Source organism: Stenotrophomonas sp. S4, from assembly GCF_054187805.2.
Window position 1 is genome coordinate 4,683,322 of record NZ_CM196188.1, and the last position, 26,679, is coordinate 4,710,000.

Consider the following 26,679-nt stretch of genomic DNA (forward strand, 5'->3'; position numbering starts at 1 on the left):
ACCATAGCCCGTGGGGCGCTGTCGGGCAACGCCCGATAGTCAGGCCTGCGTCGCACTCCTAGAATTGCCGTTTTCTGCACATCGGACGTCCGCAGATGATCGTCGGCATCGATCTTGGCACCACCCATTCCCTCATCGGCATGCACACGGCAGCGGGACCGCAGCTGTTCCCCAATGCCCATGGCGAGCTGTTGACCCCTTCGGTGGTCAGCCTCGTCGATGGCGCCGTGCTGGTCGGCCAGCCGGCCCGTGACCGCCTGGTCAGCCATCCGCAGCAGACCGTGGCCCATTTCAAGCGCTGGATGGGCAGCGACCGTGAGACCCGGCTGGGTGAGCGCAGCTTCCGTCCCGAGGAGCTCTCGGCGATGGTGCTGCGCTCGCTGCTGGCCGACGCCGAAGCCGCCCTGGGCCACAAGGTGGAGGAAGCGGTGATCAGCGTGCCGGCCTACTTCTCCGATGCCCAGCGCAAGGCCACCCGGGCTGCCGGCGAGCTGGCCGGCATCCGTGTCGAGCGCCTGATCAATGAACCCACGGCCGCCGCGCTGGCCTATGGCCTGCAGGAGCGTGACGGCGAAGGCCGCGTGCTGGTGCTGGACCTGGGCGGTGGCACCTTCGACGTCTCCATCCTGGAACTGTTCGACGGCGTGGTCGAAGTGCATGCCAGCGCCGGCGACAATTTCCTGGGCGGCGAGGACTTCCTGCAGGTACTCGTGCAGGCCTTCCATGCCGACCAGGGCACGTCCGCCAGCGACCTGTCCGCTGCCGAGCAGGCGCAGCTGCTGCGTCGGCTGGAACTGTTCAAGCGCGAACTCAGCCAGAGCGGGGCTGCCAGCCTGCAGTTGCCCCTGGCCGGCCGCGAACGCCAGTGGCAGCTGGATGAAGCACGCTACGCGCAGCTCTGTGAGCCGCTGCTGCTGCGCATGCGCACGCCCATCGAGCGCGCGATCCGCGACGCCCGGCTCAAGCCCGAGGCGCTGGACGACATCATCCTGGTCGGCGGTGCGGTACGCATGCCGATGGTCAGCAGGCTGGCGACCCGGATGTTCGGCCGGCTGCCACTGCGCCATGTCCATCCCGACCAGGCGATTGCGCTGGGTGCCGCCGTTGCCGCCGGACTGAAGGCGCGCGACGAATCGCTGCGCGAGGTCGTGCTGACCGATGTCTGCCCCTACACACTGGGCACCCAGGTGTCCCGCCAGGATGCTTCCGGTGGCGAGCGCAGCGGCTATTTCCACCCGATCATCCAGCGCAACAGCGTGGTGCCGGTCAGCCGCGAGGATCGCTTCTACCCGCTGCACGAGCGGCAAAGTGCCATCCGCATCGACGTGTTCCAGGGCGAGAGCCCGACGGTGGATCGCAACATCAAGCTCGGTGAGCTGAGCGTGCCGCTGACCCATTCCGTTCCGATGCAGGAGCGCAGCGTCACCGCCCGCTTTACCTACGACGTGAACGGGCTGCTGCAGGTCGAAGTCACCGAGGACGCTACCGGTAGGCGCCACGAGCTCATCCTGGAACAGAACCCCGGGCTGCTGTCACCCGAAGAAATCCAGCAGCGCCTGCGGGTGCTGGAAGCATTGAAGATCCACCCGCGCGACGCTCAGCCCAACCTGGCCGTGATTGCCCGCACCGAGCGCCTCTACGAGGAACGCATCCATCACCGCGAACTGTTGCAGTCGTGGCTGAGCAGCTTCCGCCATGTGCTGGAAAGCCAGGATGCCGTTGCCGTCGAGCGTCATCGCCATCAGCTGGACGAGGTACTCGACACCCTCGAGCGCGATGCATGAGCTGGGCACTGCACGTCCTGGAGCTGGACGAGACGGCTGACGAGCGCGCGATCAAGCGCGCCTACGCAAAGCGCCTGCGGGTGACCCGCCCCGACGAGGATCCCATCGCCTTCCAGCACCTGCATGAGGCCTATCAGGCGGCATTGGACTGGGCCCGCCAGGATCCTCCGGCCGATACCGCGAGCGAGGCCGAACCGGCAGAGCATGCAGCCGACATCACACCTTGGCCGTACGACGCCGACGCGGCCTCGACGCCGCCCGGGACACGTTCGTACTCGCCTCCATTGCCACCCCGCGGCGCGCCGGTGCTGCTGCGCACAGCACCGGTGGTGGAGCTGGAGGGTGTGGTCCATGTATCGGGCCATGCGCAGACGATCCTGCGCATGGCCCATCTGTCTTCCCCTGAAGACTTCGGGCCATGGCTGGAGGCCACGCCGGTCCTGTGGTCGCTGCGCTACAAGCCATTGGTGGGCGACGCACTGCTGGACGAACTGGCACGCAGTCACGATGGCATCAGCGCCGCCAACATGGATCTGCTGGCACGTTGTTTCGGCTGGGATGATGTTCACGACGGCCTGGATGCGGACAGGCTGATATCGATCCGATCGCGCGGTCATCGACGCTGGGCCGCCGAGACCGGCAATGCGGCGGAGCTGTCAGCGCAGCTTGAACAGGAGGGCAGCCTGCGGCTGGGGAAGATCACGGTCAGCCGTTGCCTGCGCTACCTGTCGCAGCCATGGAACGCGTGGCGATCCCTCTGGCAGGCGCAGTTGCCCGAACACATCAATGAAGTCAACGCACTGCTGGATGCCATCGAGTCGGGGGGAAGGGAGCAGGTACCCGAGGCATGGCATCCGCAGCAGATCCTGTTCTGGCGAAGTCTTGCCGACGTCTCCCGGCCCAACCAGTGGCGCTGGCAGGTGAACGCGCTGCGTGGCGTGCTGCTGGGCGTCTGCAGCCTGTTGTTCTTTGGTGGAATCGCAGGTGTCTCGTTGGTCCAGGGAAAGGCGGGCGAAACCGCGATGTTCGTCCAGCTGGGGGCGCTCTTGGGCCTGCTGCTGGCGGTGACGGGAGTGCTGTGGGTTCCTGTTCGCTGGGCACTGCGCCAGCTTACGCTTGACCTCACTCATCAGCGTGCAGGCCTGCTGCTGGCCCTGCCGGCGCCGTTGATGGCGATCGGCAGCCTGGTTCTTGTCCATGGCCTGGGCCACCGCATGGAAGGTACGCTCTTGATCTTCATGGCACTGCCCTTGGCGACTGCGCGCCTGTGGCGACGCGTCGGTGCCCGGATGCGGTTCGGAATCCGCCACGCCGTGTTCATGGTGCTTGCCATGCTGATCGCCGAAGCAGGCATCGTTCTGACCCTGCTGCAGTGGGGCGCCGAGTTCGTGCATCGCGCGCGTCGTCACGCGCCGATTGACCGGCTCCCGCCGGCCTCTGGAAACACTGCGTGAACCGGACGCTGGACGCTCTCGGGCTCGACGCCGGCGCCGACGAACGGGCGATCAAGCGCGCCTACGCGCAGAAGTTGCGCGCGGCGCGCCCGGACGAAGACCCGGTGGCATTCCAGGCGCTGCACGAGGCTTACCAGGAAGCGCTGCGGTGGGTACGCAACCGCGCGCAATGGCAGGAGGAAAGCAGTGCAGAAGCGCTGACGACCACGCCTGCAGACAACAGCCCACCCGAGCCACCGGCGCCGTACGACAGCCATTCGCCGATGGACCACATGCCGGTGTTGCATCATCCATGCACGTTCGACACCGACATGCCGGACGATGTAGTGGAGCAGCCATTGAGCCTGTCCCGGTTTGCGCGCCTGCTGGTCAACACCGCGACCGATGCCGACCCGGCCAGCTTCGAGCGCTGGCTGGCCCATCGTCCGGAGCTGTGGTCCTTGGCTGACAGGCCACGCATCGGCGACGTGGTACTGCAGCAGCTGCTGCACCAGGGCGGGCCCCTGTGCGAGTCCAACTTCGATCTGCTCAGCCGGTATTTCTGCTGGGATGAGATCCGGGCTGATATCGATCCCTACCGGGTGCGTGCACGACGCAGTCAGCTGCATCGCCACTGGCTGCTGCAGCCGCGCAACCACGCGGCCCTCACCGCAGCACTGGATCGACCGCAGGACCGCGTGTCCGCACAGGAAGCCCATGCCCGCATGGAACGCTTGACCCGACCGTGGCACTGGCTGGAATCGACGCTGTCGGCCTGCGTGCCCGGGCGCGCAGGCACCATGCGGCGCACGATGCAGCATCTGGGGGTGCACACCGTCCGCGACACGCTGGCGCCACTGGACGCAGGTCAGATCGCCTTCTGGATGGCGATATCGCAGCCCAGGCACTTCAGTCTCCTGAAGATGCAGGTGGCGATTGTTCGCTGCCTGCTGGGTGCAATGATCGTGCTGGCGGTTCTGGCAGTTCTGGCACTGCTGGGTGATGCCGCGCGACCGCTTGCGATCAGCACGTCCGGCATGAAACGCGTGGCAATCCATGCCTCGGTGGTCATCGTGGCCGGCGTCGTCATGCTGGCGACCTTCGTGGGATGGACTCCATCGCGAACGGCGTCCGCGCCAGCGCCCGTCGAACCATCGTCGCCGCCTGATGCACTCGGCATGCTCACGCACGGGCCTCGTCCGCGCAGGCCAGCCCCCTCCTTCGCCGTCGTCAGCCAGATGGACCCCGGCACAGAGGGCGGTTGAGTGGCGGCGGGTTACTTCTCCCGCCGCCAGTTGATCGACCCACGGTTTTCCACCGTGCTCGACTCCACTTCCACATCGAAGCCGCGACGCAGCAGGTACTTCAGCGTGATCACCGAACCGGCACCGACCAGCGACACGCCGTAGCCGACGTACAGCTTGGGCGAAATGTACTTGCCGACGCCGATCACCGAGCCACCCAGCGCGCGCGACTGGCTTACGCCAGCATCGTCCAGCCCCAGCTTGGCGCCCAGCTGCGAGGCCAGCAGGCCACTGCCTGCAGAGAGTGCCGCCGAGGCCGCGTTGACCTGCTGCGTCTGGTCGCTGCTGGCACCGGTCAGGCTGCGGCCGAGCACCAGGTAGGCCAGCGCTTCGGACTGCGACATCGCCGGATCGGACCACACGTCCGCACGCGGCTGCTGCGCACGCCCGGTCACGTCGATGCCGGCGGTGACATCGCCGATCCGGCGCTCGGCACGGATGTTGATGCGCGGGTCGGACACCGCGTTGTAGTTCCAGGTGAGGTTGCCACGGGTGATGGTCAGGTCCTGCCCATACGCCTTGTAGCGACCACTCACTTCCAGCCCGCCATTGGCGGTCATCTCGCGGCCGGGCTTGGCCCAGACCTGCATCTTGCCGGTCAGCGCACCCTTCAGGCCGAAGCCGGTCATCTTCACATTGTCACCGAGGCTGACCGTCAGGTCCATGTCCAGCGGCGAGGTGCGCGACTCTTCCGGATCGGCCGGGTCGAGCACCACCACGTCTTCGGACACCGAGGTGCCACGGTCCAGGCGCTCCAGGTCGATGTCGGCCTCGGGCACGTGCACGGTGCCACGCAGCTCCATCGCGGCCTTGGCCAGGGTGAAGTCGAGGTTGGGGTTGGCGACGATACGCAGTTCGCTGGTGTTGGACAGCAGCACGTTCTCGCCGTGGATCTTCAGCTGCAGAGGCTGTGCATCGCCGAACCACGACAGGCCACCATCCACGTACAACGTGCCCTGGCCGGAGTTGGCCTGCGCGGTGATCTTGGCCGAACCGTCGGGCTGGGCCACGAAGCTGCCCTTGCCCTGATCGAAGGTCAGGCCCAGTGCCGGGAATTCACCCTTGAAGTTGCTCAGCTGCGCGTCACCACCCAGCGACGGCTGGCCACGCGTACCCCGCAGGCTGACGTGGCCTTCGATCAGGCCGGTCGGTCGCACGATGTCCGGCGAGAACAGCTCCAGCCAGTACAGCCGCGACATGTTGAGGTAAAGCTCACCGTTCAGCGGCGCACTGGCTTCCCAGCCGGTCTGCATCTTGGCGTCGACGAAGCCGTTGCCCTGGAAGCCCATGCCCAGGTAGCCCTTGATGCTGGCCGGCGTCATGTCGAGCTTCAGCGAGAACTGGTCGTAGCGCACCAGCTCGCCACGGGTGGTGTCCCCCACGGCATTGCGGTTCTCACCCAGGCGCACGCCACCTTCCTTCGAGCGCACTTCCACATGGCCTTCCCAGGCGTTGCCGCGCGGGCGGATCTGCGCGTCCAGACTGACATCGCCGCGCAGGTAGATGCGGCGGCCGGACTGCGGCGGCAACCACGGCTGCACCAGCGCCAGCGGCAACGCATCACTGCGCACCACCAGGCCCTCGCGCGGCCAGTTCGCCTGTGCACACAGTGCACCGCTGCTGGCGGCGGCCAGGCAGGCTTCGGACAGCGTGTAGGTGCCGCCGTTGATCGCGAACGCCGCTGGTGCACGCAGCGACCAGGCGTCGCCCTTCACCGGTGCGATGCGCAGCGATGCCAGCTCGCCACGCCACTGCGCACCCTGCTGGCGCACGCTGCCCTGCAGCTCGATCGCGCCCATCTCGTTGCGGGTCTGCGCCGCCAGGCGCAGGTTGGAGACACTGCCCTGCGCATCCACATTCAAGCGTTCCAGCAGCATGCCGGCGTTGACCTGCTGGCCCTGCACCGCCAGCGTGCCGCTGTCACCGCGCCACGGCAGGTGGCCCTTGATGCTCACGCTCTCGGCGCCGTAGCCATCCCAGTTGAGGTTGTTGCCGACTAGGTCGGCGGTGATGTCCGGCGCATCGCGCGGGCCCTTCACCTGCACCTGGCCGCGCAGGCCACCGTCGGCGCCCGGCAGCAGGTCACTCAGCTGCAGCGGCTCGAAACGCGCATCAATGTCGAGGCGGTCACCGACCTTGCCCGACGCGGTCACCCGGCTGCTGCCCAGCGACAGTTTCAGGTCACCCTGGCCCTGCGCGCCCTGCAGCGCGAACTTGCCCTGTGCGTCGAGGTTGCGCTGGCGCAGCATGCCCTTCAGCGAGGGCAGGTCCACCGTGGCTTCCAGCGTTCCGGCGGTGCCTGGTGCGGCATTGGCCGGCGGCGGCAGCTGGCGGCCCTTGGAGGCCAGGTTGCCGGACAGGCGGCCGTTCCAGCCCGGCACGAAATAGCCGGGGTCGAAGTCCTTCAGCGTGGCCTTGGCATCCCAGTCCAGCTGCGGTGCCCAGGCCACCTGGCCTTCCACCTGCAACTGGCCACCCGGGGTCTGCGCCTGCAGCTGATGGATCGACGCGGCCTGGTCATTGCCGCGCACGTCGAAGCGCAGCTGCGCCTTCTGCGCATCACGCTCGACCTCGGCGCGGCCGATCGCGGCCCAGGCCTTCAACGTGCCGGCCAGGCCGAAGCGTGCTTCCTTCAGGGTCACCGGTACCGGTGCGCTGCCGGCGGTGTTCGGATCGGGCGCCGGCACATAGGTCAGGTCCCGCGCGACCACCGAGAAGTTGAGCTTCTGCTGGTCTTCCTGGCTGAAATCAGCGGTGCCCTCCAGGCGGGCTTCGCCACCGAGCCCCTTCACCAGCAGCGGTGAAACCTTCAGCACCTGGTCCTGCAGCGACACCACCGACGGTGCCAGTTCCAGTTCCTGGTCGCCCTGCTTCACCTTGCCACGCAGGTTGGCGTTGCCGCCCTTGCCGGCGGCGGTGAAGTCCAATGCCAGCGGCGCGATCGCCGAGCTGGCCAGTGCCGGCGACAGCAACGCCAGATCCAGCTCGTCGCTGCGGATGCTGGCGCTCCAGCTCGGGTCGGTGCGGCCATCGAACACCAGCATCGCGTGCAGCGGCTTCGGCGCACGCCCGGCCACCGCTACTTCCATGTGCGACAGGTCACCGCGCGCAACCAGGCCAAGCGTCGCTGCGGTACGGCCACGCGGCGCCGGCAGCACTGCCGTCACCGTCACGTCGGTGTCGTAGTCCTTGGCCGGGATGTAGCGGCCCTGGGCGGTGAAATTGCCCATGTCGCTGTCCACGACCAGTTTGTGCGCCTGGAACTCGCCGTTGGCGATCTCGATGCCGCCACGCACGCGGCTGATGTCGATCACCGGCTCGTTGGCCTGGCTGATGCGGAAACCGTCGATGGCGATGGCATCGGCCTGGATCGCCAGCGGCATCTCGATCTGCGGCAGCGAATCGGGCCACGACGGCAGCTTGAACGGCTCGTCACTCTTGGCCAGGTTCAACGTCGCGTTGGTCAGCTCCAGCTTGTCCAGCAGCAGCTTGCGGCCCAGCAGCGGGCGCAGGTCCGGCTCCAGGTGCGCACGCTCGGCGTGGAAGTGGATGTCGTCGTAGCGGAAGTCGACGTTGTACAAGGTCAGCGGGCCGGCCACCGGGCCGTCCACCTTGTCCCAGGTGAAGCTGGCGCCCACCGGCAGCCGCGCCACCACCTGTGCCAGCAGCACATCGCGGCCGGCCACGGTCTGCAGCAGCCAGTACACCGCCAGCAGGGCCAGCAGTACCAGGCCGATCACGCCGGCGCCGGACCACGCCCAGAAGCGGCGGCGGCGATAGAAGCGCACGCGCGGTGGCGGCGTGTTCGGGGTCGGTGCGGGCGTGCTCACAGGTCCGCTCCGATGTTCAGGTACAGCTGGAACTGCGAATCCGGGTTGTTCAGGCCATGCGCCACGTCGATGCGCACCGGGCCCACCGGCGATTTCCAGCGCACGCCGAAGCCAACGCCGGTATGAAGGTCGATGGTGTTGTCGAAGGCGCTGCCGGTATCGACGAACACCGCCGCGCCCCAGGGGCCGCCATTGAAATAGTGCTCGTATTCGGCCGAGCCGATCACCAGGTTCTTGGCGCCCAGCGCGTACTTGTCCGGTGCCGGCGTGCGCGGGCCGACCTCGCGGTAGGCATAGCCGCGGATGCTGCGGTCACCACCGGCGAAGTAGCGCAGGCTGGGCGGCATTGCCACCAGATCGCTGGTCCAGGTGGTGCCACCCTCGCCGCGCAGGATCAGGCGATTGCTTTCACCCACCGGGATGTACCAGCGCAACACCGCGTTGGCCTGCACGAAGCTGGTATCCGAGCCGGCGCCTTCGACACCGGCACGCATCGTCGCAGTGCCGCTGATGCCCTTGCGTGGGAACATCTCGTCGTCGACGTTGACGTAGTCGGCAACCATCTGCGGGTACACCAGCGTCGAGGTGTTGTAGACCGCGTCGGTGAATTCGGTGCCGGAGGCATAGCGCCAGCGCTCGCGCAGCGCGTTGACCGAGGCGATCGCGGTCCAGTGCTCGTTGATCTCGCCGCTGCGGCTGGCGATCAGCTTGAAGTTGCGCAGGTCGATGTAGTCGGTCTGCTCGTCATACGCACTGGCGGCAAAGGTGTACCAGCCATCGAGCCAGTTGAACGCCGGGATGCGGTAACTGGTGACCAGGCTCTTGCGCTTCTGCGCATAGTCCAGCTGCGTGTTCATCTTGTGGCCGCGGTTGTTCAGGAACCGCCGCTCGATGCCACCGCGCACACCCGGGCCGCTCTCGCTGCCGTAGCTCAGGCCGGCGGTGTAGATCGTGCGCTTGGCCCGGGTCAGCTTCACGTCCACCGGCACGTCGCCGTTCTCGTCGGCCTGGTCCGGGCGCGGCTGGATGTCGATCACACTGAAGTAGTCCAGCTTGGTCAGCGACTGCCGCAGGCGGTCCAGCTTGCCCTCGTGGTAGTAGCTGCCCTGGTCCCAGTACACCAGCGGATCGAACAGCTTGTCGACGAAGTAGTCCTGTTCGAAGCGCACCGGGCCCATGTTGTAGCGGCGGCCGCTGTCCCAGGTCAGGTCGATGTCGGCGGCATTGTCGGCGCGGGTGATCTGCACCTGGCGCTGGGTGTAGTCGGCATCGAAGTAACCGCGCTCGGCCAGGCGCCGGGTGATGGTGATCTTGCTGGCTTCGTACTGGGTGTGCTCGAAGCGCTGGCCCTTGCGCGGCTTGAACGCGGCCAGGTCATCCTGCAGGTACTGGTCGTACATCGCCGGGCCGGTGATGTCGATGTGCTCGCGGCGCACGGTCACCGGGGTGCCCTTGTCGACATGGATCAGCACGCGGACGTGCTCGTCCTCGCGCGGCGCCTCGACCTTGATCACCGGGTTGTAGTAGCCGAACGGTTCCAGTGCCTGGCGGGTCTGCCGCTCGGCCTGGGACAGCAGGTACTCCAGGCGCGATTCGCCCTGTTCCTTGCCGATCGTGTCGTACAGCGACAGCGATTCCTGGATGTTCTCGATGATTGCGGCGTCGTCGCCCTTGTCCAATCCCTTGATGTCCACCTTGTCGATGGTGCCGCGCGCGTGGACCACGGAGGTGGCGGCCAGCGACAGGACCATCAGCGGCAGGGCGTATTTCTTTGGCTGCATGCGGCACAGCATACCGACCGAAGGTGACGATGCGAAATGCATCACGTCATTGGGGATCGGTTGTTAAGTTGCGGTCAAAATACGCGCCTTTGTGGCGATCATCGTGATCGCAGGCGAGGATGCCGGCATCGTGCCCGATGCCGGCGATGACCCCGATGGACATCCGCCGGCGATCCGGTCCGCGGGGGCAATGCCGGCCAGCGGCCGGCACTACCGGTGGGTGCCAAGCTTGCTTGGCACCACATCTCAGCTCGACAGATGCTCGATCGCCGCGACCTTGCCCAGCCGCTCACCCAGCATCGTCAGCAGCGCAAGGCGATTGCCACGCAGTGCCGGATCTTCCGCATTGACCATCACGCCATCGAAGAACGCGTCGACCTGCGGGCGCAGGCGCGCCAGGCGTGCCAGCACGACCACGTAGTCCTTGTGCTGCAGGCTGGCGCCGGTGTCGTCGATGGCCGCGGTGACCGCTTCGGCCAGCGCGCGTTCGGCATCTTCCTGCAGCAGCGCCGGATCGATCTGGGCCGGAATGTCGCCCTCGGCCTTGCGCAGGATGTTGCGGATGCGCTTGTTGGCCGCAGCCAGTGCTTCTGCTTCCGGCAACGCGGCAAACGTGCCAATTGCGTCAAGGCGGCGGTCGAAGTCGTACAGCGAGGCCGGCTTCAGCTCGGCCACGGCGTTGAAGTGCGTGGCCGGCACGCCCTTGTCGCTGTAGTAGCCCTTCAGGCGGTCGAGGATGAAGTCGTACAGCTCACCCACGTCGGCCTGCACATTGCGCGCGACCAGGCCGGCGTTGGCGCTGGCCAGCAGCGCGCGCAGGTCCAGCTCGAAGCCGCTTTCGATGATCGTGCGGGCCAGGCCCAGCGCGTTGCGGCGCAGGGCGAACGGGTCCTTGTTGCCGGTCGGCTTCAAGCCTGCGGCGAAACCACCGGCCAGCGTGTCGACGCGTTCAGCAATCGCCAGCACCTTGCCCAGTGGCGACAGCGCGATGTCGTCACCGCCGAAACGCGGCTGGTAGGCCTCGTCGATGGCCAGCGCCACATCGGCCGATTCGCCACCGGCCACGGCGTAGTGGCGGCCGGCGATGCCCTGCAGCTCCGGGAACTCGTTGACCATGCGCGACTGCAGGTCGTTCTTGGCCAGCTCGGCCGCACGTTTGGCCTGCGCCGGATCGGCGCCGACCTGGGGTGCGATCACTTCGGTCAGGGCGGCCACGCGCGCCACCTTGTCGGCCACGCTGCCCAGCTTGGCCTGGTAGGTCACCGTCTTCAGGCCCTCGCCCATCGACACCAGGCCCTGCTTCAGGTCCTCGTCGAAGAAGAACTTGGCATCGGCGAAGCGCGGGCGGATCACGCGTTCGTAGCCCTTGGCCACTTCGGCCACGTCCTTCGATTCGATGTTGGCGATACCGATGAACTTCTCGGTCAGCGTGCCGCTGTCATCCAGCACCGGGAAGAATTTCTGGTTGATCTCCATCGTCTCGATCAGCGCTTCCTGCGGTACCGCCAGGAACGCGCGTTCGAAGCTGCACAGCACCGCCGACGGCCACTCGACCAGGTTCACCACCTGCTCCAGGTTGTCGTCGGTGATGCGGGCGCTGCCGCCAGCCTTGGCCGCAGCGGCCTCGACCTCGGCGACGATGCGCGCGCGGCGCTCGCTCGGGTCGACCAGCACGAACGCGGCGCGCAGGGCTTCAACGTAGTCCTGCGGCTGTGCCAGCGACACGGCCTGGTCGTGGTGGAAACGATGGCCGCGGCTGACACGGCCGGCCTGCAGGCCGAACAGCTCGGCCTCGACCACGTTGGCACCGTGCAGCAGCACCAGCCAGTGCGCCGGGCGCGCAAAGCCCCAGGCATGGTCGCCCCAGCGCATCGGCTTGGGAATCGGCATCGCCGCGATCGCCTCGCGCAGGATTTCCGGCAGCAGGCTGGCAGTACTCGCACCCGGGGTCACCGCGCGGTGCACGAAGCGCTCACCCTTGTTGTCGGTGGTCTTCTCCAGCGCGGTCCAGTCGATCCCAGCCTTGGCGGCGAAGCCCTGCAGGGCCTTGGTCGGCTGGCCTTCGGCGTCCAGCGCGATGTTCAGGTACGGGCCCAGCACTTCGCTGTGCTGTTCCGGCTGCTCCAGGCCGACGCCCGGCAGCAGCACGGCCAGGCGGCGCGGGGTCGACAACGGGCGCGCATCGCCCAGTTCCAGCGCGACGCCGCGCTTGCGCAGGCCTTCGACGACACCGTCGAAGAACGCCTGGGCCAGGCCCGGCAGCGCCTTGACCGGCAGCTCCTCGGTGCCCAGTTCGATCAGCAGGGGGGACAATTGGCTCATCGGTTCGATCCTGTGGTGGGGGCGCAGCGCGCAACGCGTCCGGCGCCCCGGGTAGTGGGTGAAAAGCGGGTCGGTGCAGGAAGGCGGTCAGGCCTTCTTCGCGCCCGGGAAGCCCAGCTTCTCGCGCTGCTCGTAGTACGCCTTGGCCACCGCCTGGGCCAGCGCGCGCACGCGCAGGATGTAGCGCTGGCGCTCGGTCACGCTGATCGCGCGGCGCGCATCGAGCAGGTTGAAGGTATGGCTGGCCTTCATCACCTGCTCGTAGGCCGGCAGCGGCAGGTTCACTTCCACCAGCTTCTGCGCTTCACGCTCGCAGGCGTCGAAGCGGTGGAACATTTCTTCGACGTCGGCGTATTCGAAGTTGTAGGTGCTCTGCTCCACCTCGTTCTGGTGGTAGACGTCGCCGTAGGTCACCGGCTGGCCGTCCGGGCCGTAGGTCCAGACCAGGTCGTAGACGTTGTCGCAGTTCTGCAGGTACATGCACAGGCGCTCGAGACCATAGGTGATCTCGCCCAGCACCGGGCGGCACTCCAGGCCACCGGCCTGCTGGAAGTAGGTGAACTGGGTCACTTCCATGCCGTTGAGCCAGACTTCCCAGCCCAGGCCCCAGGCGCCCAGCGTCGGCGATTCCCAGTTGTCCTCGACGAAGCGCAGGTCGTGCACCAGCGGATCGATGCCCAGTGCCTTCAGCGAATCCAGGTACAGCTGCTGGATGTTGTCCGGCGCCGGCTTCATCGCCACCTGGTACTGGTAGTAGCGCTGCAGGCGGTTCGGATTCTCGCCGTAGCGGCCATCGGTCGGGCGGCGCGACGGCTGCACGTAGGCCGCGTTCCAGCTTTCCGGACCGATCGCACGCAGGAAGGTGGCCGGGTGGAAGGTACCGGCGCCCACCTCCAGGTCGAGCGGCTGGATGAGCACGCAGCCCTGCTGGGCCCAGAACTGGTTCAGGGTCTGGATCAGGCCCTGGAAGGTGATCGGAACGGTCGGGGTCGCGGACATGCGTACGAGTCTTGGCCGGCAAGGGGGTGCGCTAGTATAACGGCCGACCTGCGGGGCATTCCGTACCCGGGAGGAGCAGGCAGATGGAACATCGGCTGCCGGTGGGCACGCCCGGCGAGCCAGGCGGCGTCCCGCTGCCGTGGGGCCGCCTGCATTTCGAACAGGTCGGTGCGGCACTGCTGGCCGATGGCCTGGTCGCCGAGCACGAGGGCGAGCGCATGCGGTTTTCCGCACAGGGCGCGCGCAATGCCAGTGAAGTGCATCCGCTGGTACTGCTGTCCAACCTCAAGCTGGCCGCCCGCGACGGTGGCGAGCTGACCCTGGAGCGCCTGACCGAATGGCTGGCCCGGCGGACCGGCAGCCGCTACCTGCGCATCGATCCGACCCGGGTCGACGTCGCGGCCGTCACCGCGCTGGTCTCCCACGCCTATGCCCGCCGCCACCGCTTCCTGCCGCTGGCAGTGGATGCCGAGCGCGTGCTGGTGGCCACCAGTGAGCCGCTGGTACAGGAATGGCGCCGCGACCTGCAGCACCTGACCCGCCGCCGCATCGAGCTGGCGGTGGTCAACCCGCTGGACCTGCACCGCTACACCATGGAGTTCTACGGGGTGACCCGCTCGGTGCGTGGCGCCCGCGGCGACGTCCGTGGCGAGGCCAACACCACCCTGCCCAGCTTCGAGCAGCTGGTCGAGCTGGGCCGCACCGGCGACGTCAACGCCGACGACCAGCACATCGTGCACATCGTCGACTGGCTGCTGCAGTACGCCTACGAGCAGCGCGCCTCGGACATCCACCTGGAACCTCGCCGCGAGATGGGACGCATGCGCTTCCGCATCGACGGCGTGCTGCACAAGGTGTTCGAGGTGCCACCGGCGGTGATGACCGCCGTGGTCAGCCGCATCAAGGTGCTCGGCCGCATGGACCTGGCCGAACGCCGGCGCCCGCAGGACGGCCGCATCAAGACCCGCTCGCCGGGCGGCCGCGAAGTCGAGATGCGCCTGTCGACCATGCCCACCGCCTTCGGCGAGAAGTGCGTGATGCGCATCTTCGACCCCGATGCCGCCTTCAAGAGCATCGACCAGCTCGGTTTCAGCCCGCAGGAGGCCGCCGGCTGGAATGCGCTGGTCGAGCGCCCGCATGGCATCGTGCTGGTCACCGGCCCGACCGGTTCGGGCAAGACCACCACCCTGTACTCGACGCTGAAGCGGCTGGCCACGCCGGACGTGAACGTCTGCACGGTGGAGGACCCGATCGAGATGATCGCGCCCGAGTTCAACCAGATGCAGGTGCAGGCCAACATCGACCTGGACTTCGCCAGCGGCGTGCGCACCCTGCTGCGGCAGGACCCGGACATCATCATGATCGGTGAGATCCGCGACCTGGAGACCGCGCAGATGGCGGTGCAGGCGTCGCTGACCGGCCACCTGGTGCTGTCCACCCTGCATACCAACGACGCGCCGTCGGCGGTCACCCGCCTGCTCGACCTGGGCGTGCCGCACTACCTGCTGGCCAGCACCCTCAACGGAATCCTTGCCCAGCGCCTGGTGCGCACGCTGTGCCCGCACTGCAAGCAGCCACACAGCCTCGGCGCCGCCGATTGGGCGGTGCTGGCTGATAGCCATGCCGCATATCCAGATGCCGCCACGCCCTGTCGGCCGGTCGGCTGCCTGGAGTGCCGGCGCACCGGATTCCTCGGCCGCATCGGCCTGTATGAGTTGCTGCCATTGGGCTCGCGCCTGCGCGGACAGATCCGCGCCGACATGGATCTGGCCGGCTTCACCCGCGCCGCGCGGGCTGAAGGGCTGCGAACCCTGCGCCAGGCCGGGCTTGAAAAGGTGGCGCAGGGGCTGACTACAATCGAGGAAGTCCTGTCAGTCCTGCCGCCCCCGGATGAACCCAGCCCCGTTCCTGATCCTTGAAACCGGCCGACCGGTGCCGTCACTGCGCCGCTATGGGCGCTTCCCGCATTGGATCCGCGTCGCCGCCGGGCTGGAAGAGCACGAGACGGTGGTGGTCGATGTCGAACACGGAGATGCCCTGCCCGACCCGCATGCCTTCGCTGGCGTGCTGGTGACCGGCTCGGCCGCCTTCGTCACCGACCACGCCGAATGGAGTGAACGCAGCGCCGCATGGCTGCGCCAGACCGCCCACGACGACCTTCCGGTATTCGGCATCTGCTACGGGCACCAGCTGCTGGCGCACGCACTGGGCGGGGAAGTGGCCTACAACCCGGCCGGGCGCGAGTCCGGCACGATCGAGCTGGAACTGCAACCGCAGGCCGCGCAGGACCCGCTGTTCCAGGGCCTGCCGCAGCACTTCGCCGCCCACGCCACCCACCTGCAGACCGTGCTGCGCGCGCCCGACGGTGCCGAAGTGCTGGCACGCTCGCCGCTGGACGGCTGCCACGCCTTTCGTTGGGGGCGCCAGGCCTGGGGCGTACAGTTCCACCCCGAATTCGCCACCCACCACATGCGCGGCTACGTGCGCGCCCGCGCCGACTGCATCGGCCGCCACGGCGGCTGCGCCCGCAGCATCGAGCGCGCGGTCAGCGCCGCACCGCTGGCCCGCCAGCTGCTGCGCCGCTTCGTCCGCCAGGCGCGGCTGTCTTCAGCCCAGCCGGCGGCAAAACAGGGATAATCGGCGCCACGGGCAACCGCCCGGCCCCCTCCTGTCCTTCCCGGATGTCCATGAAAGAGATTCGCAAGCTGCCGGCCTCGGCGGGCGCCCAGTGGTTGCTGGATACGTTCTCGCTGTATCGGCGCGCGCCGCTGCAGCTGGCCCGGATCGGTCTGACCTGGCTGCTGGTGAGCTGGGTGGTCACCCTGTTGTCGACGCTGATTCCCGGCGCCGCCGGCATGGCCGTACAACTGATGACCCTGGCCATCTCGCCGATCATGTTCGGCGGCATGCTGTACGCCGTGGGTGAGATCGACGAAGGTCGCCCGGGCCTGGCCTCGCACCTGCTGCAGCCGATCCGCGACCACCGCGTCAGCCACCTGCTGGTGCCGCTGGCCATCCAGGTGCTGGCGGTCCTGCTGCTGGGCGCGCTGTTGTTCATGATGATCGGCCGCGAGGGCTTCACCGCCTTCAGCGAGGTCATGACCAAGATGGAAGAGATCAGCCGCAGTGGCCAGCAGATCAAGCCGGATGATGCGGCCGCGCTGGTGGCCAACCTGCCGGCCAAGCGCATCGCACTGTGGATGCTGCTGGTGTTCCTGAGCGCGGTTGCGCTGTCGCTGGCGATGTTCACCCAGCCGGCGCTGGTGGTGTTCGACAAGCAGAGCGGCATGCACGCGCTGCGCCTGAGCCTGCAGGGCTGCATCGAGAACATCGGCGCGATGATCGTGTTCGCCGTGCTCGGCCTGATCGCCGCGTTCTGCATCTACATCCTGTTCGTGATCGTGATCCAGATCGCGATGCTGATCGGTGGCCCGCTGGCTGCGGCCTTCATCGCGCAGCTGGTGCTGACCACGGTGCTGATGCCGCTGTATGTCGGCGCGGTCTACGCCGCGTGGAAACAGATGTTCGTGCACCGCGGCAGCCGCGCCGCCCCGCCGATCCCGACCACCCCGACCACCCCGACCTCAAGCGACATCTTCCACGCCTGACGGAAAAAGGGGACGGAGGGGATTAAGTCGTTTGTGCCCAGTGTGTGCAGCTAACGACTTAATCCCCTCCGTCCCCTTTTTTCTTTCAGGCGGCGGGCTTCTTCACTACCGACGACGGCACCAGCCAGCGTGCGGCGTGGATGCCCAGCTCGTAGAGCAGGCACATCGGGATCGCCAGCATCAACTGCGAGACCACATCCGGCGGGGTCAGCACCGCTGCCAGCACGAAGATGCCGACGATCGCGTAGCCGCGGCCTTCCTTGAACTGCTGCGGCGTCACCCAGCCCAGCAGCACGAGGATCACCATCGCCACCGGCAGTTCGAAACTGCCACCGAAGGCGAAGAAGATCGCCAGCACGAAATCCAGGTAGGCATTCGCATCCGGGGTGATCGCGATCACGTCCGGGCTGAAGGTGGTCAGGAAGTGGAACACCGCCGGCAGCACCAGGAAGTAGGCGAAGGCGCAGCCGGTGTAGAACAGCAGTACCGACGACACCAGCAGCGGCACCGCCAGGCGCTTCTCACGCGCATACAGACCGGGCGCGACGAAGGCCCACAGCTGGTACAGCAGCCACGGCACCGCCACGAACAGGGCAACGAAGAAGGTCAGCTTCAACGGCGCGAAGAAGGCACCGGCCGGATTGGTCGCGATCATCGTCTGCCCGTTCGGCAGCTGCGAGACCAGCGGTTCGGCCAGCGCGTTGTACAGCTTCTGGGTGAACGGCAGCAGCGCCAGCAGCACCACGCCCAGGCCCAGCAGTGCGCGCACCAGACGGCCGCGCAGTTCGACCAGATGCTCGACCAGCGAGCTTTCGCCGAAATCCTGTTCACTCATGGCTGGCGCTCCGTGCTCTGCGGCGGCGGTGCACCGGCTTCAGGGGTTGTCGCCGGCGTCGGCTCGGGAGCAACGCTCTCCTGTACCGGTGCATCGGCATGGGGCAGGCCGCTCATATGCGGCGGCAGCTCCGCGGGCGCCGGTGCGCGCACCTCCTGCGCCAGCGTATCGCCCTGCTGCTGCGCTTCCTGCGCTTCGCGACGGATCGCTTCGCCGCTGGCGCGCAGCTGGTTCTCGGTGTCCTGCATGCCCTGGCGCACGTCCTGCATCTGCCGCTTGATCTCCTCGGCCTGCAGTTCGCGCTCCAGTTCCTGTTTCACCGAATCCCATTGATTGCGGGCACGACGCACCCACAGGCCGGCAAAGCGGGCCGCCTTGGGGAGGCGCTCGGGACCGAGCACCACCAAGGCGACCACGGCGATCACCAGCAGTTCGCTGAAGCCGATATCAAACACCGCGACCGCTCCGGATCAGCGAGGGGTGCGGTCGTGCTCGTCCTGCGCGGTGCGCGAGGCGTCCTGGCTGCGCGACTCGTCGCCCAGCTGCGCGTTCGGCTTGTCGTCGTCGCGCATGCCCTTCTTGAATTCCTTGACCGCCGAACCGAGGTCCTTGGCGCCACTGGTCAGGCGCTTGGTGCCGAACACCAGCAGGACGATGGCCAGCACGACCAACCAATGCCAGATGCTGAAACTGCCCATAAAGACGCTCGTTACGTTAGTGATCAGGCTGTCGAGCATAGCGCACCGGCTGTTAGCCGGCGCGCGTGACGAAAGTCAGTTTCCGCCCAGCGTTTCCGTGCGGATTTCGCCGTCGTTGACCGGCTGGAAGCCCTGCTGCTGCGGCGGCGGGTTCTGCGGGACGTTCTGCAGCGGCGCGGTGGTGGCTTCGGCCGGGGCCGCCGGCGCTGCCTGAACAGGCGCAGGCGCAGGAGCGGCAGGCGGGGCCGGCGCCGGGCGCGGCGCGTTGCCACCGTTGCCGTTGCGGTTGTTGCGGGCGGCGTAGGTGGCCTCTTCCAGGCGATCACGGAAGGCGACCACGTCCATCGACGGCGACCCGACGGCGCGACCTTCGAAGATCATGCGCGGCGTGGTGTTGCTGCCGTAGGCGTCAAGGTTGGCGGCATCGTCGATCTGCAGCACCGCGCCATCCAGCGCAACACCGGCGAACAGGCCGCGGGCGCGCGACCAGGACCAGATCTCGGCCTTCAGCTGGCCGTCGGTGGCGGCGGCGGCATTGCGGCCGACCGGACCGGCGGCAACGCCGGCATCTGCGCCCAGCGTGAACTTGCCGTTGACCAGGTTGTCCAGGCTGCGGTCGTTGCGAAACACCAGCACCACGTCCGAAGACTGGACGCCGGCCTGGAAGCCGATGCTGCCACCGGTCAGCTTGACGAATACCGGGCTGGACCACGCGCCATTGGGCATGCGCACCGACATCAGGCCGTGGCCGCGACGACCACCAATGACCAGACCGGCCTTGATCGTGTCGGGAATGACGATGACCGCGCGGCCTTCGTCGAGCAACTTGTCCGGAATCCCCTGTTCAGGGATTTCCTGGATTTCAGCCAGCACGCGCACGGCATTGCGGGCGCGCTGGTCTTCCTGCGGTCCGGCCATGGCCTGGCTGGACAGCAGGCTGGCGGCGATCAGCAGGGCTTGGATCGGGCGACGCATGGCAGGCTCCAGAAGTCAGTCCATAGGAAGATATAGCAAGTGACTGAAATTAGTAGTGTTGTCATGAATCGCCAATGAGCGTTCCCTGCTCACATTGATGCGCGCTATGCCCGCAATCCGAACCCTGCATCCCGGCGCGGCACCGGATCGGCGACAATGCACACCATGCTCGACGCACCCGATACCGCCGTGCTGGCGGTCAACCTAGGCACGCCCGAGACGCCGACGGCCCCCGCCGTACGCCGTTACCTGGCCGAATTCCTGTCCGACCCCCGCGTGGTCTCGATCCCGGCGCTGCTGTGGCAGCCGCTGCTGCGCGGGCTGATCCTGCCGCTGCGCAGCGGTCGTTCGGCGGCCAAGTACGCCCAGGTCTGGCTGCCGGATGGCTCACCGCTGATGGTCCATACCCGGCAGCTGGCGCAGGCCATGCAGGCCCTGCTGCCGACCCTGAAGGTGCGCCACGCGATGCGCTACGGCGAACCGGCCCTGGCCAGCGAGCTCGACCGCCTCGCCGCCGAAGGCGCACGCCGCATCGTGGTGCTGCCGCTGTACCCGCAGTACTCGACCACCACCACCGCCTCGGTCGAAGACCGCGTCGACGCCTGGCAGCGCCGCAATCCAGGCGTGACCGTCAGCCTGGTGCGCGACTACTCGATCGACCCGGGCTGGGTCGAAGCGGTTGCCGGCTCGATCCGGCGCTACTGGGAGCAGCACGGTCGCGGCCAGACGCTGATGTTCTCCTTCCACGGCATCCCGCAGCGCCTGGCCGACGCGGGTGATCCGTATCCGCAGCGCTGCGAGGCCAGCGCGCAGGCCATCTCCAACGCGCTGGGCCTGGGCAAGGACGACTGGCAGATGGGTTACCAGTCGCGCTTCGGCCGCGAGCGCTGGCTGCAGCCTTACGCTGAGCCGAGCCTGTGGGCCCTGGCCGAATCCGGCGTGAAGCAGATCGACGTGGTCTGCCCCGGCTTCGCCACCGATTGCCTGGAAACGCTGGAAGAAGTCGCGATGGGCTTCACCGAAACGCTGGCCGAACGTGGCGCGACGATGCGCTACATCCCCTGCCTCAATGCCGAACCGGAACACGCGCGCGCCTTGGCGCGACTGGCCGTGGCCTCGCTGGCATGAGTCTGCAGCCCTTTGAACTCGAAGTCGGCGGCACCCGCGTCGCCGGCCTGCGCAACAGCAGCGAGGGCCCGCGCGTGCTGGCCCTGCATGGCTGGCTCGACAATGCCGCCAGCTTCGTACCGCTGGCCCCGCACCTGTCGTCGCTGCAGCTGGTGGCGATCGACCTGCCCGGCCATGGCCACAGCGCGCACCTGCCGGCCGGTGCCAGCTACACCACGGCGGCTGCGATCTGCCACGTACTCGACGTCGCCGACGCGCTGGGCTGGGAGCGCTTCAGTTTGCTCGGCCATTCGATGGGCGCCGGCATCGCCAGCCTCACCGCCTCGGTCAGCGACCGCGTCGAACGCCTGGTGGCGATCGAAGCACTCGGCGGCCTGCGCGGCCCGGAGGAAGAAACCGCCCATCGCCTGCGCGAGCATGTGAACGCCACCCGTGCGTTGGCGCGCAAGCAGCTGCGCGTGTTCCCCGACCTGGCCGCGCCGATCCGCGCACGGATGATGACCAACCAGCTCAGCGAACCGTGCGCACGGCTGCTGGTCGAGCGCGGCGTGGAACCGATCGAAGGCGGCTATCGCTGGTGCAGTGATCCGCGCCTGATGCTGCCCACCGCGATCCGCCTCAGTGAAGGCCAGATCGACAACCTGCTGCAGGCCATCGCCTGCCCGACACAGGTGATCTATGCCACGCCGGCGCAGTCGTATTATCCCGAGCCGATGCGCAGCGATCGCCTGCAGCACCTGCGGGATGGACGGCTGGCCGTGTTTCCCGGCAACCATCACCTGCACATGGAAGACCCGGAACAGATCGCAGACGTGATCCTGCACTTCTTCAGCAACGACAACGCCGGCTGAGCGCAGGCGCCCGCGCGCTTCACTCCGCGCGTCTGCGGCCGATACATCAGTTGCGGGCCCCTGCGCCCGCTGCACGCGGGCCCGGTCGGTCCTGCGGCATGTGTCTGGTTCTGCAAGGAAGTCCGCATGCCCGCTCTGCTGCACCGTCACCCACAGGATGTGGCCACGGTGTCCCGTCTCCGCGTCGCTGATCGCGCCGCATCCCTCGAATTCCCGGCACCCGCCCTGGTCACGCCCTGCTGCGTGCGTTGCGGCGTGCTCGTTGTCGTCTGCTGATCCAGGAGCCTCCGATGTCCATTGCATCCGCCCGTCCCCCCGATACCGCCCGCCTGTCGCACCTGCAGCAGCTCGCCCGCGGCGCCGACCGCCGACTGCTGATCGGCAGCGCCGCGCTGGCCGTGACTGGCCTGGTGCTGGCCCTGCGCGGTCCGCACGGTGTGGCCGCCGCGTTGGCCGCCGGCGCGGTGTTGCCCGCCATGTGGCTGGGTGGTCAGCTGGCAGGCCGCGCCATCGCCCGCAACGGCCTGGCGATCCTGTTGTCGCTGCAGCTGGCCCTGTTGTGCGCGATCGCCGGACTGTCGCCGGCGTTGCCGATCGCCCTGCTGCTGGGCGTGCTGCTGGGCCATCGCGATCGTCTGCCGGTGTGGCTGGCCGGCAGCATCGGCACGCTCGCACTGCTGGCGCCGCTGCAGGCGGGTGCCGCGGTGGGGCCGACACTGTTGCAGGCCGCGATGCTCGCCGGCCTGACCCTGTTCCTTGGCCAGGTCGCACTGCGGCTCCGCCAGCAGACCGAAGCACTCGGCCACGGCCCCCGCCGGCTGGCCGCACTGGCGCGCGATATCGCCACTGGCGCCGATCTTGGTGCACATGCCGACACCAGCGCCTATGCACCGGGTTCGCTGACCCATGCGTTGGCCGACACCGCACGCCATGTGCAGGCCCAGCGTGGACGCGACGCGGAGGCACACGCCGAGAACGCGCAGATCCGCCAGGCCCTCGATGCCTCACGCACCGCGATGATGATTGCCGACAACGACCACGTGATCCGCTACGTGAACCGCTCGGTGGTGGCCCTGCTGCGCAACCAGCAGGCGACGCTGCGCCAGGCCTTCCCCGATTTCGATGCCGAGCGCCTGGTGGGCAGCAGCATCCATCGCTTCCACGCCAACCCGGACCGCATCCGCGCCATCCTCAATGGCCTGCAGGTCACCCACAACGGCAAGGTCCAGATCGGCCCCGTGCACTTCGCCCAGGTGGTTACTCCGGTCTTCGACGCTCAGGGCCTGCGCCTGGGCTTCGCCGTGGAGTGGCATGACCGTACCCATGAGCTCGCGCTGGAGAACGCCGTCGCCGGCATCGTCGCGGCCGCCGCCGCCGGCGACCTCGACCAGCGCCTGCAGGCAACCGAAGGCGCCAGCTTCCTTGATGGGCTGACCGGTGGCATCAACCAGTTGCTGGATACGCTGGGCAGTACCGTCGACGAAGTGCGGCAGATGCTCTCGGCGCTGGCCAACGGCGATCTCGATCGACGCATGCACGGCGAGTATCACGGCGCCTTCGCCGCGATCCAGCGCGATGCCAACGCCACCGCCGGCCAGCTGGCGCGCATGGTCGGCCGCATCCAGCAGTGCGCATCCTCGATCAGCACCGCTGCGAGCGAAATCGCTGCGGGCAATGGCGCGCTGTCCGAGCGCAGCGAGCGCCAGGCGGCGCACCTGCAGGAAACCGCCGCCTCGATGGAAGAGCTGACCGCCACCGTGCGCCAGAACGCTGCCCATGCACGCGAGGCCAGCCAGCTGGCGGTCACCACGCAGGCCGCCGCCAGTGACGGCAACATCGCCATGCAGCGCGTGGTCGATACCATGCAGGCAATTGAAGGTGCATCGAAGCGCATCGGCGATATCACCGGCGTGATCGACGGCATCGCCTTCCAGACCAATATCCTGGCGTTGAACGCAGCGGTGGAAGCCGCCCGCGCCGGCGAGCAGGGCCGTGGCTTCGCCGTGGTGGCCAGCGAGGTGCGCGTGCTGGCGCAGCGTTCCGCCGCCGCCGCACAGGAAATCAAGAAGCTGATCGATGAGGCCGGTCGCCAGGTGGGCGAAGGCGCACAGCTGGTGGCCGACGCGGGCCAGCGGATGCAGGGAATTGTCGGGGGCGTGGAGAATGTCAGCCACCTGATGCACGAGATCTCGGCGGCCTCGCAGGAGCAGTCGGTCGGCATCGAGCAGATCAACCAGACCGTGGTGCAGATGGATCAGGCCACACAGCAGAATGCCGCGCTGGTGGAGGAAGCCACCGCGGCCGCACGCGAGCTGCAATCGCAGGCGGGTACGCTTACCGAAGCGGTGTCGGTGTTCCGCCAGCAGGAACCGCATGAGGTCTCGCGGGCCGCCTGATCCGGGCCTGCAATTCGATCCTGATCAAGACGGCGCCCTCAGGGCGCCGTTTTTTTGCCTGCTTTTGCGTGATGGGTCAGGGAAAGGCCGCTTTCGGGCCTGCCGTGAGGAGCGACCAACCCTGGTTGGCGTCGCATCCACACACGACATGGATCAACCGGTAGTGCCGGCCGCTGGCCGGCAATCACAGCGACGCGCACTGTCTGACCCGCTGCCGGGGTTGGCACGGCTCTCTTCGCAGGGACAGCCCATTCACGCACAGCGTGGATCTACTGTGGGTCCGCATGCCCTCGGTAGACACCAACCTTGGTTGGCGCTGTGGCTGCCCGCGGAGAATATCCACGCATGGCGTGGATCTACCGGCCGGTGTGCAGCCACGGAGGTGCCGGCCAGCGGCCGGCACTACCCGCATTTTCTGCGCACAAAGAAAAACCCCGCTGCGTGAGCAGCGGGGTTTTGGGTGTAAACCCTGGCGATGACCTACTCTCGCATGGCTTGAGCCACACTACCATCGGCGCAGCTGCGTTTCACTTCCGAGTTCGGGATGGGATCGGGTGGTTCCACAGCGCTAATTTCACCAGGGAGGCTTTTGGAGAGTCGCACTCGTCCCGGTGGGACAAGGCGCCAGCCTCGCATAGTTCTTGTGACGTAGCGTGCACTTGGATGCTCTTACGACGCTGTCGTAAAGCCAAGGCAACTTGAGGTTATATGGTCAAGCCGCACGGATCATTAGTATCAGTTAGCTCAATACATTGCTGTACTTACACACCTGACCTATCAACCACGTAGTCTACATGGTTCCTTCAGGGGGCTTGTGCCCCGGGAGATCTCATCTTGAGGCGCGCTTCCCGCTTAGATGCTTTCAGCGGTTATCGCTTCCGAACATAGCTACCCGGCAATGCCACTGGCGTGACAACCGGAACACCAGAGGTTCGTCCACTCCGGTCCTCTCGTACTAGGAGCAGCCCCTCTCAAATCTCCAACGCCCATGGCAGATAGGGACCGAACTGTCTCACGACGTTCTGAACCCAGCTCGCGTACCACTTTAAATGGCGAACAGCCATACCCTTGGGACCGACTACAGCCCCAGGATGTGATGAGCCGACATCGAGGTGCCAAACACCGCCGTCGATATGAACTCTTGGGCGGTATCAGCCTGTTATCCCCGGAGTACCTTTTATCCGTTGAGCGATGGCCCTTCCATACAGAACCACCGGATCACTAAGTCCTAGTTTCCTACCTGCTTGATCCGTCGATCTTGCAGTCAAGCACGCTTATGCCTTTGCACACAGTGCGCGATGTCCGACCGCGCTGAGCGTACCTTCGAGCTCCTCCGTTACTCTTTAGGAGGAGACCGCCCCAGTCAAACTACCCACCATACACGGTCCCCGACCCAGATAATGGGCCCAGGTTAGAACGTCAAGCACGACAGGGTGGTATTTCAAGGATGGCTCCACTGCAGCTAGCGCCACAGTTTCATAGCCTCCCACCTATCCTACACAGACGAACTCAACGTTCAGTGTAAAGCTATAGTAAAGGTTCACGGGGTCTTTCCGTCTTGCCACGGGAACGCTGCATCTTCACAGCGATTTCAATTTCACTGAGTCTCGGGTGGAGACAGCGCCGCTGTCGTTACGCCATTCGTGCAGGTCGGAACTTACCCGACAAGGAATTTCGCTACCTTAGGACCGTTATAGTTACGGCCGCCGTTTACTGGGGCTTCGATCAAGAGCTTCGCCTTGCGGCTGACCCCATCAATTAACCTTCCAGCACCGGGCAGGCGTCACACCCTATACGTCCACTTTCGTGTTTGCAGAGTGCTGTGTTTTTGATAAACAGTCGCAGCGGCCTGGTTACTGCGACCCTCTTCAGCTATAGCTCGCACGAGCCACCAAAAAGGGTGCACCTTCTCCCGAAGTTACGGTGCCATGTTGCCTAGTTCCTTCACCCGAGTTCTCTCAAGCGCCTGAGAATTCTCATCCTACCCACCTGTGTCGGTTTACGGTACGGTCTGCGTAAGCTGAAGCTTAGGAGCTTTTCCTGGAAGCGTGGTATCAGTGACTTCGCCTTAAAGGCTCGTCTCGGTGCTCGGTCTTAAAGGATCCCGGATTTGCCAAAGATCCAAACCTACCGCCTTTCCCCAGGACAACCAACGCCTGGTACACCTAACCTTCTCCGTCCCTCCATCGCACTTACGCGAGGTGCAGGAATATTAACCTGCTTCCCATCGACTACGACTTTCGTCCTCGCCTTAGGGGCCGACTCACCCTGCGCCGATTAACGTTGCGCAAGGAAACCTTGGGCTTTCGGCGTGCGGGTTTTTCACCCGCATTATCGTTACTCATGTCAGCATTCGCACTTCCGATACCTCCAGCAGACTTCTCAATCCACCTTCAACGGCTTACGGAACGCTCCTCTACCGCGCATACAAAGTATGCACCCCAAGCTTCGGTTCACTGCTTAGCCCCGTTAAATCTTCCCCGCAGACCGACTCGACCAGTGAGCTATTACGCTTTCTTTAAAGGGTGGCTGCTTCTAAGCCAACCTCCTGGCTGTCTGTGCCTTTCCACATGGTTTTCCACTTAGCAGTGAATTTGGGACCTTAGCTGTGGGTCTGGGTTGTTTCCCTTTTCACGACGGACGTTAGCACCCGCCGTGTGTCTCCCATACAGTCCGTCTCGGTATTCGGAGTTTGCAATGGTTTGGTAAGTCGCGATGACCCCCTAGCCATAACA

Annotated in this window: 17 protein-coding genes and 2 rRNA genes (1 of these 19 only partly in view); 9 read left to right on the plus strand and 10 right to left on the minus strand. The window is 66.6% G+C overall.

The features are described 5' to 3' along the window. The first annotated feature begins 95 nt into the window (after positions 1–95). The 3 genes from ACUZUJ_RS21810 (at position 96) to ACUZUJ_RS21820 (ending at position 4,482) form a co-directional block, all read left to right on the plus strand. Entirely contained in the window at positions 96–1,784 is a 1,689-nt protein-coding gene (locus tag ACUZUJ_RS21810; RefSeq protein ID WP_164118755.1) for a molecular chaperone HscC, read from the plus strand. Between the two features lie 80 nt (positions 1,785–1,864). Beyond that, entirely contained in the window at positions 1,865–3,238 is a 1,374-nt protein-coding gene (locus ACUZUJ_RS21815) for a heat-shock protein (protein WP_510468059.1), read from the plus strand. Next, entirely contained in the window at positions 3,235–4,482 is a 1,248-nt protein-coding gene (locus ACUZUJ_RS21820) for a heat-shock protein (RefSeq protein ID WP_458220339.1), read from the plus strand. The genes ACUZUJ_RS21815 and ACUZUJ_RS21820 overlap by 4 nt, the downstream gene beginning before the upstream one ends. An 11-nt stretch (positions 4,483–4,493) precedes the next feature. On the opposite strand, the gene ACUZUJ_RS21825 is transcribed toward ACUZUJ_RS21820, so the two are convergent. From ACUZUJ_RS21825 to glyQ, 4 genes are all read right to left on the minus strand, one after another. Then, positions 4,494–8,351, minus strand: a complete 3,858-nt coding sequence (locus ACUZUJ_RS21825) for a translocation/assembly module TamB domain-containing protein (RefSeq protein ID WP_458220340.1) — start codon at positions 8,349–8,351, stop codon at positions 4,494–4,496. Further along, a complete protein-coding gene (locus ACUZUJ_RS21830; RefSeq protein WP_083663084.1) occupies positions 8,348–10,144 on the minus strand; it encodes an autotransporter assembly complex protein TamA in 1,797 nt (598 codons plus the stop codon). Before ACUZUJ_RS21830 ends, ACUZUJ_RS21825 begins: the two co-directional genes overlap by 4 nt. Before the next feature lie 234 nt (positions 10,145–10,378). Next, positions 10,379–12,454 (minus strand): glycine--tRNA ligase subunit beta, encoded by a 2,076-nt coding sequence (gene glyS / locus ACUZUJ_RS21835; RefSeq protein ID WP_458220341.1) that lies wholly within the window; start codon positions 12,452–12,454, stop codon positions 10,379–10,381. Between the two features lie 87 nt (positions 12,455–12,541). Continuing rightward, positions 12,542–13,453, minus strand: a complete 912-nt coding sequence (glyQ, locus tag ACUZUJ_RS21840; RefSeq protein ID WP_006403404.1) for a glycine--tRNA ligase subunit alpha — start codon at positions 13,451–13,453, stop codon at positions 12,542–12,544. 83 nt (positions 13,454–13,536) lie between these two features. Here glyQ and ACUZUJ_RS21845 point away from each other — a divergent pair, with 83 nt between their 5' ends. Genes ACUZUJ_RS21845 through ACUZUJ_RS21855 form a run of 3 tightly spaced genes read left to right on the plus strand, consistent with a single transcriptional unit; the run spans position 13,537 to position 17,061 of the window. Beyond that, positions 13,537–15,372, plus strand: a complete 1,836-nt coding sequence (locus ACUZUJ_RS21845) for a GspE/PulE family protein (protein ID WP_101766330.1) — start codon at positions 13,537–13,539, stop codon at positions 15,370–15,372. Continuing rightward, positions 15,344–16,090, plus strand: coding sequence for a glutamine amidotransferase (locus ACUZUJ_RS21850; RefSeq protein ID WP_049446897.1), 747 nt, complete (start codon positions 15,344–15,346; stop codon positions 16,088–16,090). Before ACUZUJ_RS21845 ends, ACUZUJ_RS21850 begins: the two co-directional genes overlap by 29 nt. A gap of 50 nt (positions 16,091–16,140) precedes the next feature. Then, positions 16,141–17,061 carry a BPSS1780 family membrane protein gene (locus ACUZUJ_RS21855; protein WP_049446895.1) on the plus strand — a complete coding sequence of 307 codons (921 nt, stop codon included), beginning with the start codon at positions 16,141–16,143 and terminating at the stop codon, positions 17,059–17,061. An 85-nt stretch (positions 17,062–17,146) separates the two neighbouring features. Here the strand turns inward: ACUZUJ_RS21855 and tatC are convergent, their stop codons facing one another. From tatC to ACUZUJ_RS21875, 4 genes are all read right to left on the minus strand, one after another. After that, positions 17,147–17,896 carry a twin-arginine translocase subunit TatC gene (gene tatC, locus ACUZUJ_RS21860; RefSeq protein ID WP_005411675.1) on the minus strand — a complete coding sequence of 250 codons (750 nt, stop codon included), beginning with the start codon at positions 17,894–17,896 and terminating at the stop codon, positions 17,147–17,149. After that, complete coding sequence (tatB, locus tag ACUZUJ_RS21865; RefSeq protein ID WP_049446893.1) at positions 17,893–18,351, minus strand: Sec-independent protein translocase protein TatB; 459 nt, start codon at positions 18,349–18,351, stop codon at positions 17,893–17,895. The genes tatC and tatB overlap by 4 nt, the downstream gene beginning before the upstream one ends. Positions 18,352–18,366: 15 nt before the next feature. Then, a complete protein-coding gene (gene tatA / locus ACUZUJ_RS21870; protein ID WP_014648907.1) occupies positions 18,367–18,594 on the minus strand; it encodes a Sec-independent protein translocase subunit TatA in 228 nt (75 codons plus the stop codon). A 75-nt stretch (positions 18,595–18,669) separates the two neighbouring features. After that, complete coding sequence (locus tag ACUZUJ_RS21875) at positions 18,670–19,569, minus strand: lipid-binding SYLF domain-containing protein (RefSeq protein ID WP_101766332.1); 900 nt, start codon at positions 19,567–19,569, stop codon at positions 18,670–18,672. Between the two features lie 165 nt (positions 19,570–19,734). Here ACUZUJ_RS21875 and hemH point away from each other — a divergent pair, with 165 nt between their 5' ends. From hemH to ACUZUJ_RS21890, 3 genes are all read left to right on the plus strand, one after another. Beyond that, complete coding sequence (hemH, locus tag ACUZUJ_RS21880; RefSeq protein ID WP_458220345.1) at positions 19,735–20,697, plus strand: ferrochelatase; 963 nt, start codon at positions 19,735–19,737, stop codon at positions 20,695–20,697. After that, the gene (locus ACUZUJ_RS21885; protein WP_049446887.1) at positions 20,694–21,548 is read left to right on the plus strand and encodes an alpha/beta fold hydrolase; all 855 of its coding nucleotides are present in this window, start codon (positions 20,694–20,696) and stop codon (positions 21,546–21,548) included. Before hemH ends, ACUZUJ_RS21885 begins: the two co-directional genes overlap by 4 nt. Before the next feature lie 290 nt (positions 21,549–21,838). Beyond that, positions 21,839–23,944, plus strand: coding sequence for a methyl-accepting chemotaxis protein (locus ACUZUJ_RS21890; protein WP_458220342.1), 2,106 nt, complete (start codon positions 21,839–21,841; stop codon positions 23,942–23,944). Positions 23,945–24,411: 467 nt separating this feature from the next. On the opposite strand, the gene rrf is transcribed toward ACUZUJ_RS21890, so the two are convergent. Together rrf and ACUZUJ_RS21900 are read right to left on the minus strand one after the other, a co-directional pair. Next, positions 24,412–24,526 (minus strand): 5S ribosomal RNA (gene rrf / locus ACUZUJ_RS21895). 126 nt (positions 24,527–24,652) lie between these two features. Continuing rightward, positions 24,653–26,679: ribosomal RNA gene (locus ACUZUJ_RS21900) — 23S ribosomal RNA — on the minus strand; it runs 851 nt beyond the window's last position.

Coding starts and splice junctions, on each gene's coding strand:
- ACUZUJ_RS21810 (WP_164118755.1), top strand. CDS start 96: ATGATCGTCGGCATCGATCTTGGCACCACCCATTCCCTCATCGGCATG.
- ACUZUJ_RS21830 (WP_083663084.1), bottom strand. CDS start 10,144: ATGCTGTGCCGCATGCAGCCAAAGAAATACGCCCTGCCGCTGATGGTC.
- glyS (WP_458220341.1), bottom strand. CDS start 12,454: ATGAGCCAATTGTCCCCCCTGCTGATCGAACTGGGCACCGAGGAGCTG.
- glyQ (WP_006403404.1), bottom strand. CDS start 13,453: ATGTCCGCGACCCCGACCGTTCCGATCACCTTCCAGGGCCTGATCCAG.
- ACUZUJ_RS21845 (WP_101766330.1), top strand. CDS start 13,537: ATGGAACATCGGCTGCCGGTGGGCACGCCCGGCGAGCCAGGCGGCGTC.
- ACUZUJ_RS21850 (WP_049446897.1), top strand. CDS start 15,344: ATGAACCCAGCCCCGTTCCTGATCCTTGAAACCGGCCGACCGGTGCCG.
- ACUZUJ_RS21855 (WP_049446895.1), top strand. CDS start 16,141: ATGAAAGAGATTCGCAAGCTGCCGGCCTCGGCGGGCGCCCAGTGGTTG.
- tatC (WP_005411675.1), bottom strand. CDS start 17,896: ATGAGTGAACAGGATTTCGGCGAAAGCTCGCTGGTCGAGCATCTGGTC.
- tatA (WP_014648907.1), bottom strand. CDS start 18,594: ATGGGCAGTTTCAGCATCTGGCATTGGTTGGTCGTGCTGGCCATCGTC.
- ACUZUJ_RS21875 (WP_101766332.1), bottom strand. CDS start 19,569: ATGCGTCGCCCGATCCAAGCCCTGCTGATCGCCGCCAGCCTGCTGTCC.
- hemH (WP_458220345.1), top strand. CDS start 19,735: ATGCTCGACGCACCCGATACCGCCGTGCTGGCGGTCAACCTAGGCACG.
- ACUZUJ_RS21885 (WP_049446887.1), top strand. CDS start 20,694: ATGAGTCTGCAGCCCTTTGAACTCGAAGTCGGCGGCACCCGCGTCGCC.
- ACUZUJ_RS21890 (WP_458220342.1), top strand. CDS start 21,839: ATGTCCATTGCATCCGCCCGTCCCCCCGATACCGCCCGCCTGTCGCAC.